Source organism: Polynucleobacter paludilacus (assembly GCF_018687595.1).
GTDB classification, from domain to species: domain Bacteria; phylum Pseudomonadota; class Gammaproteobacteria; order Burkholderiales; family Burkholderiaceae; genus Polynucleobacter; species Polynucleobacter paludilacus.
Window position 1 is genome coordinate 1,592,960 of sequence record NZ_CP061298.1, and the last position, 14,312, is coordinate 1,607,271.

A 14,312-nucleotide genomic window follows, 5' to 3' on the forward strand; every position below is an offset into this window, starting at 1 on the left:
ATTATCTTCTTAAGGTAAATCGCTTTGCGTTGCCGCTTTTGGAGTAATGGTGCCCAAGCGCTGTTTTAAGGATTGTGACTGCCCTTGCATGACAGATGCGTAATAACTGGAATTAGACAATACGTTCTTGACGTAGGTGCGAGTCTCGTTAAAAGGAATAGTCTCAGCAAAAATAGCGCCTTCAACTGGCCCATCCAATTTCTCGCGCCACTGTTTTGAGCGGCCCGGGCCAGCATTGTAGGCAGCCGAGGCTAGCACCCACGAGCCATCCAAATCATTTAGAACCATATTGAGGTAATTGCTACCGAGCGTCAAGTTGGTATTTCTATCTTGGAGCTGTTGGCTGGTATATGAAGTCATCCCGATTTTCTTGGCAACATACTTTGCAGTATTTGGCATGACTTGCATCAAGCCTGCCGCGCCGACATTCGATGAAGCATTCATAATGAAACGGGACTCTTGGCGGATGAGTCCATATGCCCAAGCCAAATTCAAATCAATCTGTTTAGCAATCGGTGCCAAGTCATCCTTAAAAGGGGTTGGGTAGCGCAAGGTGAAATCATGCTCTTGCTTGGTTCGATCAGCAGTATTGACAACACGATCATATAAATTCACCCTCTTTCCATACTCCGCAGCAGCTAACAATTGCTTATCAGACATATTACGCAGCTCCCAATTCCACTCTCGATTGCCTTCAAATCGAAGATTCATTGCGTAAAGATGTTGTGCCCGAATAAAACCATTGCGATTTGCCATCACATCAATTTCTTGCTCAGAAACTTTAGTTCGAGCTGGAGCATGATTCGATTTACCCAACTCTTCGCGCGCTAGTTGTCCGTAAAAATTAAATTGATCCTGAATCAGCTCAAAGGATTCGCGAGCTTTGGCGTCTTGTCCATCTGCCTTCAGTGCACGACCATACCAGTAGGTCCAGGCCGGATCTCGACTGCGGACCGCAGGATTCATGCCCTCGATGGCCTGCTTCACTAAAGTCCAATCTTTCACTCTCAAGCCTGCTCGAACCTTCCACTCTTGACTCTCTGTAGAGAGGAGCTCGTTATAACCTAAAGCCTGCTGCAGTCGATAGGCATCATCGGCATTGGGATCCAGCTTCTTAGCCAAAAATTGGCCGATCACTCCCCAGGCGACAGCCTGGTTCTCTTTGCTGTAGCGATTACCGATTTGCTGAAAATCCTTATATGCTCTAGCTGGATCCGTTTTCGCCATCTTCACCACATCAGCAATGGGATCTTCGCCACCTAAACGACGCGACATCGTATCAAAGCCCATTTCATTAGCAGCGCGACCGATGGCCCTACCCTCGCTTGGCGTCATGCCTCCAGCCTGAACTAGAAGTGGCACCAATTCTTGACAAGATTGCCCAAAGTAACGAGGGTCAATCAAAATGCTGCGCGCATCAAATGCAACCTTGCTAGTATTCTCACCTTGAGCTAAATGCGATTGCAATACATAGCATTTGACCGTTGTATCGTCATCGACTACAAACTTGGCGTACTCAGCATCAAAATTACTCCAATCTTTTCGCTTACCCAATACCAGCAACCAGTCATTGCGCATTCGATCCGCAATCGCACTCCCTTGATACTGATTCAAAAAAGCGTTGACTTGAGTATCTGCACCAGTATCTGCGCGGGCGCCGCCTCCACTATCAAATAATTGGGGCTTAATTCGAAAGTAAGCAACGTAATCGTCGTAAGGGTAATTTGCTAAAGCTGCAGCCAATTGCTGCGACCTGAAGACATCATTTTTTTTCGCGGCTTCCCGTAACTCTATAAAAGTCCGGTCTGCATCGGTAATTTCCTCTGGGGCAAGCTTACTTTCATAAGACTTAGGCAAATGGACTTTCTTTGACTTGTCTGCAAACGCGCCTGGACTCATCAGGGCTGCCCATAGGATCAGGAATCCAGAAAGGATTTTCAATGCTGGTGGTGGGTTTTGGTGCGACTTTCTCACTATGTAACCTTGTTTACTATATTTCTTAATTTTCACCTGATAATGCTCAATATGCACGGTAATTCAACCAAATCTCTCCGCCAAGACTTACTCAGGCAACGCAGTGAGTTTATGGCATCGCCAGACTATGCTCAAACCGAAGCCAGGCTAATTGGGGTATTGAATCAATTTTTGACAAACCATTCTCCAGAACTTAAATCTATCGCCTTATATTGCCCCATCCAAAATGAAATTGATTTACGGCCTACCCTATTGGATTGGGCAAATAATCAGGCTGATCGACAACTAGCGCTGCCATTTGCAAAAGAAGATAAGCATTTGGATTTTTATCTTTGGCAAGCGGGTGATGTTTTAAGCCCAAGCAAGCATGGGGTGCCAGAGCCGATTCCCAGCAACTCTCAAAGACCCCAAATTCTTCCTGACTGTATTTTGCTGCCCTGTGTTGGCTGGTCAGAGTCACAGGACAAGAAAAAGCATTGGCGACTAGGTTATGGTGGAGGCTACTTTGACAGAACCCTGGCTCTTTTGAAAAAACTGGGGCGCCAGCCGATCTGTATCGGCATCGGCTTTGATTGGCAAAAACTAGGTGACACCAAGTGGTCTGCTCAAACCCATGATGAGCCTCTGACCTACATGCTGACCGAGTCTGGCTTAAGACCCTAGACTGAGGTTGTCTGCAATAGCCAAAACGGCTTCTGCCTGGTTCAATGAATAAAAGTGCAATCCCGGGGCGCCGGCTACTAACAGTTGATCACAGAGATCAGTAACCACTTGTTCACCAAAAGCTCGAATCGAGGCTACATCATCGCCATAGGACTGTAGGCGCAATCGAATCCAGCGAGGAATTTCAGCGCCACAGGCATCTGAAAAACGCAGTAACTGCGTACTGTTAGTGATGGGCATAATCCCCGCAATGATAGGCTGCGTAACACCCATTTCGTAGGCTTCATCTACAAAGCGAAAGTAGGCGTCGGTATTGTAAAAATACTGAGTCACAGCAGAATTCGCGCCCGCCTTCATTTTCTGAACAAAAAAGTCAATGTCACTCGCTGGTGATTTCGCTTGAGGATGGGTTTCTGGATAAGCAGCTACATCGATATGAAACCAGTCGCCTGTCTCCGAACGAATAAATTCCACCAGCTCATTCGCATGATGGAACTCACCGTATTGGCCCATGCCCGATGGCAGATCACCACGCAAGGCAACGATGCGCTTAATACCCAGCGCTTGATATTGCTTCAGCATCTGACGCACACTCTCACGCGAACTACCCACACAAGACAAGTGTGGAGCAACCATTGCACCTGCCGCATGAATATCACTAACCACTTTTAAAGTCCCAGACTGGGTAGAGCCACCAGCACCAAAAGTAACAGAATAAAACGCGGGCTTGAGAGTTTCACTCAAGCGCTCGCGTACTAAACGTAATTTATTCTCACCTTCTGGTGTTTTAGGGGGAAAGAATTCAACGCTCAGTTCCATTACCTTAGCCTAGTCTTTTTAGTAGCTTGATTAATAACGATAGTGATCAGGCTTGTAAGGCCCTTGCTTAGTGACGCCAATATAAGAAGCCTGCTGATCACTTAACTCCGTTAACTGTGCATTGAGCTTCTTCAACTGTAAGCGTGCCACCTTCTCATCAAGATGCTTAGGCAAGGTATAAACACCAACAGGGTACTTGTCTGTACCGACCGCATTCCACAATTCAATCTGAGCAATCACTTGATTGGCGAAAGAAGAGCTCATGACATAGGAAGGATGGCCAGTTCCGCAACCCAGATTTACCAAACGACCCTTAGCCAAAATAATGATGCGCTTTTCAGGCACCCCATTAGCGGCCGGGAAAATCACATGATCAACCTGAGGCTTAATTTCTTCCCAACGGTACTTTTCAATACCAGCCACATCAATCTCATTATCGAAGTGGCCAATATTACAAACGATCGCTTGATCTTTCATCTTGACCATATGGTCATGAGTGATGACATGGTAATTGCCTGTCGCAGAAACAAAGATATCTGCCTTATCAGCAGCGTAGTCCATTGTCACAACACGATAGCCTTCCATTGCAGCTTGTAGGGCACAAATGGGATCGACTTCAGTGACCCAAACCTGGGCAGATAAAGCACGCAAAGCTTGTGCAGAGCCCTTACCCACGTCACCATAACCACAAACTACAGCTACCTTACCGGCAATCATTACATCCGTTGCACGCTTAATCGCATCTACCAATGACTCACGGCAACCATAAAGATTATCAAACTTACTCTTGGTGACGGAGTCGTTCACATTGATCGCAGGAAACTTGAGTTCTCCCTTTGCAAACATTTGATAGAGACGATGCACGCCTGTTGTAGTTTCCTCTGTAACACCTTTGACTTTCTCCAGACGAGTTGAATACCAAGTTGGATCAATAGCCAATTTATTTTTAATGGTGGCGAACAGAATGGTTTCTTCTTCGCTGGTTGGATGACTAATACAGGCTTGATCTTTTTCAGCGCGTGCACCAAGGTGCAATAACAAAGTAGCATCACCACCATCATCCAAAATCATATTGGTGAATCCACCGTCGGCCCACTCAAAAATACGGTGTGTGAAATCCCAATACTGCTCGAGGGTCTCGCCTTTAATCGCAAACACAGGTGTACCGTTTGCTGCAATCGCTGCAGCAGCATGATCTTGAGTCGAGAAAATATTACAAGAGGCCCACTGTACTTCGGCACCAAGCGCCTCTAGGGTTTCAATCAACACGGCTGTTTGAATGGTCATATGCAAAGAGCCAGTAATACGGGCTCCACGCAAAGGTTGTTGCGCAGAAAATTCATCGCGAATCGCGATGAGTCCAGGCATCTCGGTCTCAGCAATGGCAATTTCTTTACGGCCAAAGTCAGATAAAGAAATATCAGCAATCGCGCAACGAGTAGCTACGAAATCCTGTAGATTGAAATCAGAAACGGTATTCATGAATGCTCCAGCTAAATACGACCCAATGCCGGAGTAGATACTCGCTAGCCATTGAATCATGGGTTAGCGAGCGCGGTTGCAATAAGTAAATTCGGGATAGAAAAATTTACTCCCTCCAAGCCTGGGGATTGGCTGGTTCACAGCAATCCTTGCAACGCTCCTTGAAGGTATGGGGAAATTGTAAACAATTTCCCCGCTCTTAACTCAATACTGCTTACAAACCTGCTGCAGCCCTTAATGCAGGGGCTTTATCACATTGCTCCCAAGTAAATTCAGGCTCTTCACGACCAAAGTGGCCATAAGCAGCTGTTTTACGATAGATCGGACGCAGTAGATTGAGCATCTGTACGATACCCTTGGGACGCAGATCAAAGTGCTCTGAAACCAACTGAGCAATCTTTTCATCAGAAATCTTGCCAGTGCCAAAGGTGCTGACCATCACTGAAGTAGGCTTAGCTACACCAATCGCATAGGAGATCTGGATCAAGCATTTGGTAGCCAATCCAGCAGCAACAACGTTCTTAGCAACATATCGACCTGCATAAGCAGCTGAGCGGTCAACCTTAGAAGGGTCTTTTCCTGAGAAAGCACCGCCACCGTGGGGAGCTGCACCGCCGTAGGTATCGACAATAATCTTGCGGCCTGTTAAACCGCAATCACCCTGTGGACCACCAATCACAAAGCGGCCGGTAGGATTAACGAGATACTTAATAGCCCCTTTGACTAAATGCTTTGGCAATACCGGCTTGATGATTTCTTCGATGACTGCTTCGCGCAATTTCTCCAAAGAGATGTCTTCAGCATGCTGGGTAGAAAGCACTACCGTGTCGATCGAATCCGGCTTGCCGTCTACATAACGCAGGGTCACTTGGGATTTCGCATCTGGGCGCAACCAATTTAAACGACCATCACGACGCAGTTGAGATTGACGCTCGACCAAACGATGCGACAAGTGAATTGGCAAAGGCATTAACTCAGCAGTTTCATCGCAAGCGTATCCAAACATCAAGCCTTGGTCGCCGGCACCCTGATCGAGACCATCGTCATGGGCCTTATCAACACCTTGAGCAATATCTGGGCTTTGCTTGTCATAGGCCACTAAGACTGCGCAGCCTTTGTAATCAATACCATAAGCGGTATTGTCGTAACCAATTTCACGCAAGGTATTACGGGCTACTTGAATGTAATCTACGTTGGCATTGGTTGTAATTTCTCCAGCCAATACCACTAAACCGGTATTACAGAGTGTCTCAGCCGCAACACGGGCAGTTGGATCTTGGGTCAGGATGGCATCGAGGATGGCATCAGAGATCTGATCAGAGACTTTATCGGGGTGACCTTCAGAAACCGATTCTGAGGTAAAGAAGTAATCGCTAGCCATTGCATATTCCTTTAAAAAAATTAACACGATCATTAGGACAACTCGACGTGCCAGGAACCACAACGGCGACGCTTTAGCAGATTTTTTGAATCGCCCTGCAAGTTGTCTTAACTCGGCGATGGATCAATTTTATCCCAAAAATAAGAAATATTTCAAGATCGTCCAGAAATTTGGTTCTATACCAATGATTGAATATCATTGATAGGTGCAAAAACTCCTACTAAAGCCCGTTCTTGTTTTGATTGCTGTGCTGCCCTTATGCATTGTGCAAATGATCGGCGCTGGCTTGGGTCTCTTGGCTTATCTTGGCTCGGCAAGCTATCGACAACTTTTTCGCTCTCAATATCTTGCTGTCCTCAAGGCTCATCAATTGCCCTCGCGTCTCTGGACCGCAGTAATGGCCTCAGGCCAGCTCTTTTCAGATAGCTTCTGGATTTGGCGTAACCCCAAACAGGCACTGAAATTAGTCGAGATCCAAAATTGGAATTTGGTAGAGGCTGCGATTAATGAAGGACATGGGCTTGTGATGTTGACACCGCACTTGGGTGGCTTTGAAATCATTCCACGCGTGCTGGCTCAACATTTTCCTGCAACCATCCTCTATCGCCCTTCGCGTCAGAATTGGCTCAATAGTATTGTGGAAGAAGGTCGTGCTTATCCTAATATGCATTTTGTGCCAACCAATTTAAATGGGGTGAGACAAATGACGCGCGCCTTAAGCAAAGGTGAAGCGATTGGAATATTGCCTGATCAAGTTCCCAGTGGTGGCGATGGAGTTTGGGTGCCTTTCTTTGGTCGTCCCGCCTACACTACACCCCTGCCAGCCCGCCTTGCCAATCGCAACAAGACTCCCGTCATCATGTTTACTGCTAAGCGTAAAAATCTAGGGCAAGGCTGGTTAATGCAAGCAACGCGCCTTGCTCCATTTTCAGAGGATGCAAATCTAGCCGCCACTGAGATGAATCAGGCAATTGAACATGCGATTCTCAAAGCGCCAGAGCAATTTATCTGGGCGTATAACCGCTATAAACATCCTGCTGGCGCAGAGTTGCCTCCGAGCAATTAATTCATATCGATACCCGACATGATTTGGCTCCAAAACTTCTTTAATTTTTTAGCGCTCAATCTGCTCCGCTTATTTGCATTCTTGCCTTATCAACTCACGATTTGGATTGGTTACGGTCTTGGCTGGCTTGCAGCGTATATTCCAAATGAGCGTGCAAAAGTTGTCAAAACCAATTTGCGTTTATGTTTTCCAAATCTGAGCGAGTCTGAAATTGATGCATTAGCGATCGAGCATTGGAAATTATTTGGTCGAAGTGTGCTGGAGCGCAGTCGTATTTGGCTGGGAAGTGATAAACAAATCACAGACATCGTTTCGATTGAGTCTCAAATTACCCTGGGTGATCGCAAGCCTCGTCTATTAATTAACCCGCACTTTGTTGGTCTGGAGGGCGGCTTCATGGCACTGTCTGCTCTAGCGAGCAAGCATGACTGGCCTCGGGGGGCTGGTCTTTATCAAAATATGAAGAATCCCCTCTTCAACCAAAAGATGATTGAATGGCGCAATCGCTTTGGCGGCAAGTCGATTGAGCGACAAAGTCGTCTACGCGATCTCATTCGGGAAATTCAAACGGGCAATTTCATATTTATTGCACCCGATATCGACCTTGGTCCTAAAGATTCCGTGTTCGTTCCCTTCTTCGGCATTCCAACGAATACGATCACCTCCGTGTCTCGTCTAGCTAAATTAAGCGGAGCTGAGGTCTGTCTGATGACTACCACTTTGAATGCAGATCGAAATGGCTATACCTGTCATATCAGCGCTCCACTGCCGAACTTCCCATCTGATGATGTGGAAAAAGATACAGCAAGACTAAATCAATACATTGAGGAGCTTGTGAGAGAAAGGCCGGCAGAGTACTATTGGGTTCATAAGCGGTTCAAACATCGGCCGCCAGGCGAACCAAGCCTCTACTCTTAATTGAAGGACTTTGTACTTTGAATACCTCATCACGCAAACTGCGCTTCACCAAAATGCATGGTGCTGGTAATGATTTCATTGTCGTGAATGGCATCGACCAAGACCTGAGCAAGATCACATCTGATCAATGGCGTTCATTATCAAATCGTCAATTCGGAATTGGCGCAGACCAAATCTTATTAATCGAAAAACCCACTCGCCCTGATGCGGATTTTCGTTATCGCATCTTCAATTCAGATGGTGGCGAAGTGGAACAATGCGGCAATGGCTCGCGCTGTTTTGTCCGCTATGTTCACGAGCAGGGTCTCTCGAAAAAAAATCCGCTGCAAGTAGAGGTGGCTCATACTGTCATTAGTCTTAGGGCTCTCGACAATGGGGATGTCGAGGTAGATATGGGCGCCCCTATTTTTGAGCCTGCCTTAGTTCCATTTAATCCTGAAGGCATTGCTAGTAAGCAAGAGTTTCATGAAACGCTCTACGCACTACCCATTGGGAAAAATCCCGGCGCTCACGATGATTGGGTTGCTGTTTTATCGATGGGCAATCCCCATGCGGTTCAGGCTGTACTGGATGTCGACAGTGCTCCAGTTCGTATTGAAGGCCCCTCGATCGAAATGCATCCCGCATTCCCAAAGCGGGTGAATGCAGGCTATATGCAGATTCTCAATCGCCATGAAATCAAATTACGGGTCTTTGAACGTGGCGCAGGCGAAACGCTAGCCTGTGGCACTGGTGCATGTGCTGCGGTGGTATCCGGAATTCGCCGCGCCCTTTTAGATTCGCCAGTGAAGGTTCACACCCGTGGCGGTGATCTCGAAATTTCCTGGAAGGGAATCGTCGATGGCGTGGCTCAGTCCGTCATGATGACTGGACCTGCCACCACTGTCTTTGAAGGCGAACTAGAGCTTAGTTAAGCCCTACACGCCGTACTGATCGCGATAGGCTTTAACAGCAGGCAGATAGTTAGCGAGCTCGGTATTACTGGAAGCAGCTAAGAAACTCATCAAGTCTGCCAAGTTCGCAATGGCAATTACTGGCAAACCAAACTCTTGCTCAACAGCCTGCACCGCAGACTGCTTTCCAATTTCAGTAGCAGTGCCTGATTTTTCCATTCGATCCAGGGCAATTAATACTGCCACTGGCTCGGCACCAGCAGCGCGAATCAAGTCAACAGACTCACGAACAGAAGTTCCTGCTGAAATCACGTCATCCACAATCACAACCCTGCCCTGAACTGGTGCGCCCACTAGTGATCCGCCCTCGCCATGATCTTTGGCTTCTTTACGGTTGTATGCGTAAGGCACATTGCGTCCTTGATCAGCCAGTGCAATCGCAGTAGCTGCAGCCAAGGTGATCCCTTTATAAGCTGGGCCATACAACATATCAAACTGAATTTGAGAGTTGCTGAGGGCTTGAGCATAGTAATGACCCAGGCTGCTTAAGCGCTTTCCATCATTGAAGCCACCCGCATTAAAAAAATAAGGGGATAGACGTCCCGCTTTAGTTTTAAACTCGCCAAAGGACAAAACCTTTGCCTCTAAGGCAAAACGAATAAAGTTATCTTGATTAGAATTTTCTGAGCTCATAGGCCTCCATGTTACGCATCATTTCCGCTAACCTCAACGGTATTCGTTCCGCAAGCAAAAAAGGCTTTCTGCCATGGATGCTTGCTCAAAAGGCAGACTTTGTCTGCATGCAAGAACTCAAAGCCCAACGAGACGATCTCGAAGAAGACATTCTCAATCCCGGGGGACTAAACGGCTTCTTCCACCATGCTGAAAAAAAGGGTTACAGTGGCTGCGGTATTTATACCCCCCACCAACCTGATGATGTTCTTTATGGCTTTGGTAATCCTGAGTTTGATGCTGAAGGTCGCTATGTCGAAGCCCGCTTTAAAAAACTGTCGATCATCTCGGTATATATGCCCTCTGGCTCAAGCTCAGAGGATAGGCAGGTAGCCAAGTTTCGCTATCTTGAGGCTTTTTTGCCCCACCTCGTTAAGCTGAAAAAGTCTGGTCGTGAAATTGTGCTCTGTGGCGACGTCAATATTGCCCATCAAGAAATCGATCTTAAAAACTGGAAGGGCAATCTCAAGAACTCAGGTTTCTTGCCTGAGGAGCGCGCCTGGCTCACCAATTTATTTGATCAAGTGGGCTATGTGGATGTCTATCGTCAGCTTGAACCAAGTGCTAGTGAAGAGTGCTATACCTGGTGGAGCCAGCGTGGGCAGGCCTATGCGAAGAATGTTGGGTGGCGGATTGACTATCAAATTGCTACGCCTGAAATTGCCAGCAGCGCTCTGAAAACGTCGATTTATAAGGCAGAACGTTTCTCAGATCATGCGCCCCTCATTGTTGATTACGATTGGTCGATCTAGGGCTCGTATGAGGGATGGACTTCCGTAGTGTCATTCCATGGAGCAATCTTCATTAATAAAAGCATTCCTGGAATGGCTAGAGCAAAACACAATACAAAGAAATCAAACCAGCCTAGGGCCTCAACAATATAGCCCGTGATGGCATTGATGAAGGTGCGAGGTACTGCAGCCAGGCTTGTAAACAACGCAAATTGGGTGGCGGTGTAGCGAGGGTCAGTAACCTGTGCAATGAATGAGGTAAACGCAGCAGTTCCAAGCCCCACAGCAAATGCCTCAAACCCAATCACCCAAGCCAAAACCCATGGGCTTAGACCTACCTTCGCCAAGATCGCAAAACCCAGAATAGCCATGGCCTGCAAAACCCCAAAGATCCATAAACCGCGGGCAATCGTCATTTTTTGTAACCAGTACGCACCTAAAAACCCACCTGCTAAGCTGGCCCATAGGCCTGCGTTCTTTGCCACCAAGCCAATTTGGGTTCTCGTAAATCCCAAGTCCATATAGAAGGGAGTTGCTAGTGCGGTTGCCATCGAATCGCCGAGCTTATATAAAAAAATAAACGCCAGAATAGTCAGAGCAAAACCCCAGCCTTTGCGAGAAATAAATTCTTTGAAGGGCTCTAGTACTGCCTCACGCAAAGTGTGTGGTGGTGTGCCGCGCAAGCTGGGCTCAGGAAGCATTAGCGTGACGATTGGCCCGATTGCGATGAATGCGCCGGTAATCATGAAGACGGTAGACCAAGGCAAGTAATCAGAAAGAATTAACGATAGCGATCCCGGCACTAGGGTAGATAACTTGTAGGCATTTACAAAGAGCGCAGTACCCGACCCCAATTGCTCATCGCTTAACCACTCACGACGATAGGCATCGACCACAATATCTTGACTAGCCGAAAAGAAAGCCACTACTGCTGCCAAGCCTACGACGATCCAGATCTCAGAAACGGGATTGAAGAAACCCATTCCCATGACTGCGAGCATCGTAATAATTTGGGTGACCAACATCCAACCCCGTCGCCTTCCGAGAAATGGCAAGGGGAAGCGATCTAAAAAAGGCGACCACAAAAATTTCCAAGTGTATGGAAAACCAACTAGGGCAAATAAGCCAATGGCTTTGAGATCGACGCCCTCTGACTTAAGCCAAGCTGAGAGCAAGTTATAGAGAATGAATAAAGGTAAGCCGCTGGCAAAGCCCAGAAAAGCACAGGCAATGAATGCTCTGGTATTGCTGGGTGCACTAGAGGCTGTCTGGCTATTACTCAACAGATTCTGAAATGGTTAAGCGCGAGAAATCCGAAACAGCGCGAGGCTACCGAAGAGATTAGGAAGTAGCGTGACCTCCCGCCCTTCATGCAAGATGCATTGATCAATCACTTTCAAACCGAGATTGGATGCCAGCTTCTCAAAGTCCGCTACTGTCAGCACTCGGACATTGGGGGTGTTGTACCACTGGTAAGGCAGACTCTTCGATACCGGCATGCGCCCCAAACCTACAGCTAGGCGATGTGACCAGTGTCCAAAATTCGGAAAGGAAATAATTGACTCCTTGCCCACCCTGACTACTTCACGCAAAATCTTCTCAGTTTGATGAATGGTTTGCAGCGTTTGTGAGAGTACAACGGTATCAAAACTATCGTTCTCAAATAAGGCTAAGCCACCCTCAAGATTTTGCTGAATGACATTCAACCCTTTATGCACGCATGAGAGGACTCTTGAATCATCTATCTCCACACCATAGGCATGTACTGGTTTTTGCTCTTGTAGATACTTCAAAAAGCTACCGTCGCCACAACCCAAGTCAAGTACCTGACTATTAGGGGCTATCCACTTCGCAATCGCTTGAAAGTCATTCCGTATCATCTGCGTGCCTCATGCATTTGATCAAAATACGCCCGAATTAAATGGTGATAACGAGGATCATCTAGCAAGAAGGCATCATGACCATGCGGCGCATCGATTTCCGCGTAACTGACTTCACTCTTATTACCAAGCAGAGCCTGAACAATCTCTCGGCTGCGATTCGGTGGAAAACGCCAATCCGTTGTAAAACTCACTACTAAAAACTTCGCCTGTACCTCAGCTAAGGCACGCTGTAGGCTGCCCTCATAGCGGCGGGCTGGATCGAAATAATCTAAAGCGCGTGTAATCAGCAAATACGTATTTGCGTCAAAGTATTTAGAGAACTTCTCACCTTGGTGGCGTAAATAACTCTCTACTTCAAATTCCACATCAAAACTAAAGCGGTAATCGTTTGATTCTCCGTCGGGACGTTGCAGCTCTCGGCCAAACTTCTCTGCCATATCGTCATCAGACAAATAGGTGATGTGACCAACCATACGCGCAAGCTTCAGACCAGACTTGGGGATGACATTGTGCACGTAGTAATTGCCACCATGAAAATCAGGATCTGACAAAATCGCATTTCGTGCTACTTCATTAAATGCAATATTTTGTGCACTCAGTTTAGGTGTTGAAGCAATGACGATGCAATGATCGATACGCTTCGGAAATTGAATGGCCCAGGCCATCGCTTGCATACCGCCTAAACTTCCGCCCATCACTGCTGCAAATTTACGAATACCTAATTTATCGGCAAGTCTAGCCTGAGTGTTTACCCAGTCTTCTACCGTAATGACTGGAAAATCAGCGCCATAAGGTTTGCCTGTTGCAGGATTAGTACTCATTGGTCCAGTTGAACCAAAACAAGAGCCCAAATTATTTACGCCAATGACAAAAAAATGATCTGTATCTATTGGCTTACCTGGACCAATCATGTTGTCCCACCAGCCAATATCTTGAGGGTCATCAGGATTTGGCCCTGCAACATGATGCGATGCATTTAAGGCATGACAGACTAATACAGCATTACTTTTACCGGGATTGAGTCGACCGTAAGTTTCAATAACTAAATCGTAACCCGCCAATATGGCGCCACTCTGCAAAGGCAAGGGCTCGGCAAAATGGATAGTATTTCTAGAGAGATGTAACTCGCTCATTCGGACAGAAGAATGCGCAGACTGATGTCAGATGCATCGGTTGGTAGTTTTTTGAAACCACTTCGTGCAAATCGATGCCAGCGCCCTAAAACAAAGCTCATCAACATCGCCGCCCGAATGCTTACCTCGTCCTGACTCACCTGAGACCAAGCCCCGCCCTGAGTCTGGGCAATTCGCAAGGCTTGCTTCAAGGAGGCCTCTACACGATCAAGCACTTGGGTAATGCGTTCTTGCAAACGATCATCCTCTTGCAATAAAGCATCTCCTAAAAGCACACGTGTCATACCAGGATTTTTTTCAGCAAAGAATAAAAGCATTTGCAAAATGCCGCGAGCCTGAGCAAGGCCAGACTCTTCTTTTTGGTTAATTTGATTAATCAGCCCAAAGACAGTTTGCTCAATAAAAGCAATTAAGCCTTCAAACATTTGCGCCTTGCTGGCGAAATGACGATAGAGTGCAGCCTCTGAAACTTGAATCTTCGCCGCCAAAGCTGCAGTAGTGACTCGCTCACCTTTGGGGTTTTGCAACATCTCAGCCAGAACCTGCAATATTTGTAAGCGACGCTCGCCAGGACGCGGACGTTTGCGCGTCTTATCAGCATCCATATTGCTCGCTGGATTCAAAGAATCTGGCATCT

At 47.0% G+C, this 14,312-nt stretch carries 14 protein-coding genes and 1 riboswitch; of the genes, 5 read left to right on the plus strand and 9 right to left on the minus strand.

Features of this window, described 5'->3' with window-relative positions; genetic code table 11:
• Positions 1–9: 9 nt before the first annotated feature.
• Positions 10–1,899, minus strand: a complete 1,890-nt coding sequence (locus tag AOC06_RS08355) for a lytic transglycosylase domain-containing protein (RefSeq protein WP_215380162.1) — start codon at positions 1,897–1,899, stop codon at positions 10–12.
• Positions 1,900–2,025: 126 nt separating this feature from the next.
• On the opposite strand from AOC06_RS08355, the gene AOC06_RS08360 reads away from it, so the two are divergent.
• A complete protein-coding gene (locus tag AOC06_RS08360; protein WP_255879948.1) occupies positions 2,026–2,637 on the plus strand; it encodes a 5-formyltetrahydrofolate cyclo-ligase in 612 nt (203 codons plus the stop codon).
• Here the strand turns inward: AOC06_RS08360 and metF are convergent.
• From metF to metK, 3 genes are all read right to left on the minus strand, one after another.
• The gene (metF, locus tag AOC06_RS08365; protein ID WP_215352102.1) at positions 2,626–3,456 is read right to left on the minus strand and encodes a methylenetetrahydrofolate reductase [NAD(P)H]; all 831 of its coding nucleotides are present in this window, start codon (positions 3,454–3,456) and stop codon (positions 2,626–2,628) included. The two genes, AOC06_RS08360 and metF, sit on opposite strands and share 12 nt — an antisense overlap.
• 30 nt (positions 3,457–3,486) lie before the next feature.
• Positions 3,487–4,938 carry an adenosylhomocysteinase gene (ahcY, locus tag AOC06_RS08370; RefSeq protein ID WP_215380167.1) on the minus strand — a complete coding sequence of 484 codons (1,452 nt, stop codon included), beginning with the start codon at positions 4,936–4,938 and terminating at the stop codon, positions 3,487–3,489.
• Between the two features lie 61 nt (positions 4,939–4,999).
• A riboswitch (S-adenosyl-L-homocysteine riboswitch) is annotated at positions 5,000–5,107 on the minus strand.
• Positions 5,108–5,152: 45 nt separating this feature from the next.
• Positions 5,153–6,319, minus strand: a complete 1,167-nt coding sequence (metK, locus tag AOC06_RS08375; RefSeq protein ID WP_215380169.1) for a methionine adenosyltransferase — start codon at positions 6,317–6,319, stop codon at positions 5,153–5,155.
• A gap of 205 nt (positions 6,320–6,524) precedes the next feature.
• On the opposite strand from metK, the gene AOC06_RS08380 reads away from it, so the two are divergent.
• Genes AOC06_RS08380 through dapF form a run of 3 tightly spaced genes read left to right on the plus strand, consistent with a single transcriptional unit; the run spans position 6,525 to position 9,217 of the window.
• Positions 6,525–7,385, plus strand: coding sequence for a lysophospholipid acyltransferase family protein (locus tag AOC06_RS08380; protein ID WP_215380171.1), 861 nt, complete (start codon positions 6,525–6,527; stop codon positions 7,383–7,385).
• Between the two features lie 18 nt (positions 7,386–7,403).
• Positions 7,404–8,303, plus strand: coding sequence for an LpxL/LpxP family acyltransferase (locus tag AOC06_RS08385; RefSeq protein WP_215380173.1), 900 nt, complete (start codon positions 7,404–7,406; stop codon positions 8,301–8,303).
• 53 nt (positions 8,304–8,356) lie between these two features.
• A complete protein-coding gene (gene dapF / locus AOC06_RS08390; RefSeq protein ID WP_215381907.1) occupies positions 8,357–9,217 on the plus strand; it encodes a diaminopimelate epimerase in 861 nt (286 codons plus the stop codon).
• 3 nt (positions 9,218–9,220) lie between these two features.
• Here dapF and pyrE read toward each other — a convergent pair whose 3' ends face one another.
• The gene (gene pyrE / locus AOC06_RS08395; RefSeq protein WP_215380174.1) at positions 9,221–9,889 is read right to left on the minus strand and encodes an orotate phosphoribosyltransferase; all 669 of its coding nucleotides are present in this window, start codon (positions 9,887–9,889) and stop codon (positions 9,221–9,223) included.
• 8 nt (positions 9,890–9,897) lie between these two features.
• On the opposite strand from pyrE, the gene AOC06_RS08400 reads away from it, so the two are divergent.
• Positions 9,898–10,680 (plus strand): exodeoxyribonuclease III, encoded by a 783-nt coding sequence (locus AOC06_RS08400; RefSeq protein ID WP_215352109.1) that lies wholly within the window; start codon positions 9,898–9,900, stop codon positions 10,678–10,680.
• Here the strand turns inward: AOC06_RS08400 and AOC06_RS08405 are convergent.
• From AOC06_RS08405 to slmA, 4 genes are read right to left on the minus strand one after another with little or no spacing between them, the layout of a single operon-like run.
• Complete coding sequence (locus AOC06_RS08405) at positions 10,677–11,942, minus strand: AmpG family muropeptide MFS transporter (RefSeq protein WP_215380176.1); 1,266 nt, start codon at positions 11,940–11,942, stop codon at positions 10,677–10,679. The genes AOC06_RS08400 and AOC06_RS08405 overlap by 4 nt on opposite strands.
• A 15-nt stretch (positions 11,943–11,957) precedes the next feature.
• Positions 11,958–12,539: a methionine biosynthesis protein MetW gene (metW, locus tag AOC06_RS08410; protein ID WP_215380179.1), complete on the minus strand. Its 582-nt coding sequence runs from the start codon at positions 12,537–12,539 to the stop codon at positions 11,958–11,960.
• Positions 12,536–13,675, minus strand: coding sequence for a homoserine O-succinyltransferase MetX (metX, locus tag AOC06_RS08415; RefSeq protein ID WP_215380182.1), 1,140 nt, complete (start codon positions 13,673–13,675; stop codon positions 12,536–12,538). The genes metW and metX overlap by 4 nt, the downstream gene beginning before the upstream one ends.
• Complete coding sequence (gene slmA, locus AOC06_RS08420; RefSeq protein ID WP_215380185.1) at positions 13,672–14,310, minus strand: nucleoid occlusion factor SlmA; 639 nt, start codon at positions 14,308–14,310, stop codon at positions 13,672–13,674. Before slmA ends, metX begins: the two co-directional genes overlap by 4 nt.
• Positions 14,311–14,312 lie beyond the last annotated feature (2 nt).

Coding starts and splice junctions, on each gene's coding strand:
- AOC06_RS08355 (WP_215380162.1), bottom strand. CDS start 1,899: ATGAGTCCAGGCGCGTTTGCAGACAAGTCAAAGAAAGTCCATTTGCCT.
- AOC06_RS08360 (WP_255879948.1), top strand. CDS start 2,026: ATGCACGGTAATTCAACCAAATCTCTCCGCCAAGACTTACTCAGGCAA.
- metF (WP_215352102.1), bottom strand. CDS start 3,456: ATGGAACTGAGCGTTGAATTCTTTCCCCCTAAAACACCAGAAGGTGAG.
- ahcY (WP_215380167.1), bottom strand. CDS start 4,938: ATGAATACCGTTTCTGATTTCAATCTACAGGATTTCGTAGCTACTCGT.
- metK (WP_215380169.1), bottom strand. CDS start 6,319: ATGGCTAGCGATTACTTCTTTACCTCAGAATCGGTTTCTGAAGGTCAC.
- AOC06_RS08385 (WP_215380173.1), top strand. CDS start 7,404: ATGATTTGGCTCCAAAACTTCTTTAATTTTTTAGCGCTCAATCTGCTC.
- dapF (WP_215381907.1), top strand. CDS start 8,357: ATGCATGGTGCTGGTAATGATTTCATTGTCGTGAATGGCATCGACCAA.
- pyrE (WP_215380174.1), bottom strand. CDS start 9,889: ATGAGCTCAGAAAATTCTAATCAAGATAACTTTATTCGTTTTGCCTTA.
- AOC06_RS08400 (WP_215352109.1), top strand. CDS start 9,898: ATGTTACGCATCATTTCCGCTAACCTCAACGGTATTCGTTCCGCAAGC.
- metW (WP_215380179.1), bottom strand. CDS start 12,539: ATGATACGGAATGACTTTCAAGCGATTGCGAAGTGGATAGCCCCTAAT.
- metX (WP_215380182.1), bottom strand. CDS start 13,675: ATGAGCGAGTTACATCTCTCTAGAAATACTATCCATTTTGCCGAGCCC.
- slmA (WP_215380185.1), bottom strand. CDS start 14,310: ATGCCAGATTCTTTGAATCCAGCGAGCAATATGGATGCTGATAAGACG.